This is a genomic window from Vibrio sp. 10N.222.48.A3 (assembly GCF_041475345.1).
GTDB lineage: Bacteria > Pseudomonadota > Gammaproteobacteria > Enterobacterales > Vibrionaceae > Vibrio > Vibrio tasmaniensis_A.
Genome location: NZ_JBFRVX010001112.1, coordinates 1 through 3,052, shown reverse-complemented (window position 1 = coordinate 3,052; position 3,052 = coordinate 1). Strand labels below are relative to the sequence as shown.

3 protein-coding genes are annotated in these 3,052 nt (G+C 39.6%); 2 read left to right on the top strand and 1 reads right to left on the bottom strand.

The window, feature by feature from the left end; genetic code table 11:
* Nucleotides 1-17: 17 nt before the first annotated feature.
* Complete coding sequence (locus AB4653_RS24130) at nt 18-1,259, top strand: integrase domain-containing protein (RefSeq protein ID WP_017104409.1); 1,242 nt, start codon at nt 18-20, stop codon at nt 1,257-1,259.
* Between the two features lie 178 nt (nt 1,260-1,437).
* The gene (locus AB4653_RS24125) at nt 1,438-1,629 is read left to right on the top strand and encodes an AlpA family transcriptional regulator (protein ID WP_012604100.1); all 192 of its coding nucleotides are present in this window, start codon (nt 1,438-1,440) and stop codon (nt 1,627-1,629) included.
* A gap of 38 nt (nt 1,630-1,667) precedes the next feature.
* Here AB4653_RS24125 and AB4653_RS24120 read toward each other — a convergent pair whose 3' ends face one another.
* The gene (locus tag AB4653_RS24120; protein WP_017104408.1) at nt 1,668-2,624 is read right to left on the bottom strand and encodes a hypothetical protein; all 957 of its coding nucleotides are present in this window, start codon (nt 2,622-2,624) and stop codon (nt 1,668-1,670) included.
* Between the last annotated feature and the right edge of the window lie 428 nt (nt 2,625-3,052).

Here is a 3,052-nt window from a genome sequence, read left to right as displayed (position 1 = left end):
TACTTCAGGGGGTTACGATGGCGAAAAAAGTACAGCCTTTAACGGCAACTCAAATCAAACAAGCAAAGCCTAAAGAGAAAGAATATAATTTAGGTGACGGTGATGGATTATCATTGAAGATTAAGCCTATAGGAACAAAACTATGGCGTTTCTCTTACTATCATCCCATTTCACGAAAGCGCTTGAACCTAGCCTTAGGTAAGTACCCTGACGTCTCACTAGCCAAAGCAAGAACCAAAGCGATTGAGGCAAGAGAACTACTCGCTGATGGTATTGACCCGAAAGAGCACCGTGATACGACTCTCAGAGAAAAACAGTTAGAATTGGCGAATACGTTACAGTCGGTATTTGATGACTGGATTGAAGTGAAAAGAACAAGCGTCAAAGAGCAAACGGCTAAGAAGCTAAAGCAACGAATTGAGAAGTACCTCTTACCTGATCTTGGTAAGTTCCCCCTTGGTGACATTACGGCACCACAAGCGATAAAAACAATTAAACCCATTGCGAATCAAGGTAAATTAGAAACAGTAGGGCGTTTGTGTCGTAACCTCAATGAGATAATGACCTTTGCAGTCAACACGGGTGTGATTGAACACAACAAGCTTGCTGGCATTGGTAAAGCATTTGAGACTGCTAAGGTAACCAACCAAGCTTCGTTAGCCCCTGATGAGCTTCCAGAGCTTCTCAAAACAATCAACTACGCATCCATTAAACCCATCACTCGCTGCTTGCTAGAATGGCAACTTCATACCATGACAAGACCGACTGAAACGGCTGGGGCACGTTGGGATGAAATTGACAGAGAAAAGATGCTTTGGGTCATTCCTGCTGAACGAATGAAAAAGGGAAGAGTTCATACTGTTCCTTTAACAAAACAAACTTTAGACCTATTAGAGACGATTGATTTCATCACGGGTGAGAGTGAATACCTTTTCCCTGCTGACAAAAGTAACAAAAATCACATCAACAAAGAGACAGCAAATAAAGCATTGGTACGAATGGGCATGAAGGGTAGGCAAACTTCTCACGGTTTGCGCGCATTAGCCAGTACCACCTTAAATGAGCAAAACTTCGATCCAGATATTATAGAAGCCGCACTTTCTCATGTGGATAGAGACAAGGTAAGAAGCGCATATAACCGCACTGATTACCTTGAACACCGTAAAGTTCTCATGGCGTGGTGGAGTGATCATATCGAAGAAGCTGCTTCGGGGAGCTTGTCGATGAGTGGTAAAAAGAGCCTGAAGGTTGTGAGTTAATAGGTACATGTAATTTGATTTCAGTAAACTCATGTTACACTGTAACACACGTTCTTCACTGAATTTAGAAGTCGGGCAGGGATTGGCATAGGGTACGGTTTTTCTATGGTGCATATAACCTAAATAATTTCAGACATATGTCATTTAAGTGAAATCCACTCACTTGTAAGGTGTCAATATGCCAAACGTAACCACTCGCTTAATTCGTCTCAATGAAGTACTAGTAATGACTGGCTTATCAAGGTCGGGAATGTATCGCTCTATAGAAAAACAGCAGTTTCCATCACAGGTGCCAATTGGAGATAGGGCCGTCGCATGGGTAGAAAGTGAGGTTCAAGACTGGGTCCGCCAAAGAGTGCTAAACAGGTAAAATTAAATATTGGAGAGCTTTATAGCTCTCCAAGCATGCTATAGAAGCTTAGAGAATTGTGTGGCTTTATTTTTTTTATCTTCTTCAATGCTTCTCATTAATTCTTCAGATTTACTAGCAAACTGATTGGTCATCAAAGTGATTACCTGGTTGATGGGCATGTCAAATTGTTTGGAAAGCTGATGAAGCTGGATTGATACCGTTTCGTCAACAACGATATTTAAGGTTTTTTTGTTTTCCCTTGTGGTTTTTTCCCTATATTTCTTCTGCGACCATGCTCTTTTGAAGTTCATCATGATCAGTTTTTTTTCAGCGTTGCTAATATCTAGTGAATGAAAAATAGCCGGAACGACTTTAGTGTGACTTTCATTGATGTTCATTACGTTTGGCAATTTAGCAACGATGCTCTTTACTGAGGATATTTTGGGAAAATAGTCAACTACCCACGCCACCTGGTCATTATTTTTATCATCAAGCCAGTTAAATTTAAACACTTCTGATGAGCTGTAGTACTCGTCAATTATACTATTGATTAACTCTCTTTTTTTCTCGATTTGTATTTGTGATGAGATAAATGCATTGATGAGGTAATTCAGCATCGAATTAATGTCGGTGATAGTGTTTGGCGGTGTTTCTGGTAAATGTTGAATGAGGTTATTTGTCACAATTTTTGTAAATATGTAGATTATAAGTCGAGTGTCTTTTGTGGTTGAAAACCGCATATCGCTCAATGAAAGTACATCATAGGAGATCGTTCTGACTTTTGACTCTGGTGTATTGTGTAACCCGCCTAGCATGTCCGATGCATTCTTGAAGTACCCCACTATTTCTGATTTATACCTTTCCGAAGTTAATTTTGGGCTCGATTGGAAATTAAAGTCAACGCTTTGCTTGTGATTTAGATGTTGGGAAATTCCCGCAAGTTGATATATGTCATATTGTTCAAGGAACTCAAAGCACATTACTTTTTCTGGCGGATTATCAAATCTTGGCATAGTGATTACTTAGTAGTATTTTTGTGTGATTGCTGGGTGATTTATAAGCTATTTTCTGATTGTTTTACAGTGTTTTTTGATTGTATATAGAGCTAGTTCAAAGTGTTTCATTCACGACTGTACCTAGGTTTATGCACGACGTAGCCTCTTGAGGGGGAGTTAGATAACTTCAGAGTTATCAGTTTTGCACTGATTGGCCGGTAACTTACACCACTACGCTCATCTGAAATGTTTTGCCAGGTCTAGCTTTGAGGTGGGTAAGGAACAAGTCTTTCCTTATCCAAAGTTGAGATTGGGGATTGCGGTTATGGTTAATATACCTCCATGGTGGGGTGAAATTATTTTTAACAATCATCCACCTTTCTATACCGAATTAACCAGAGGTATAGAAAATGAAAACACTAAAAAAGAAAGTCACTCATAATGAT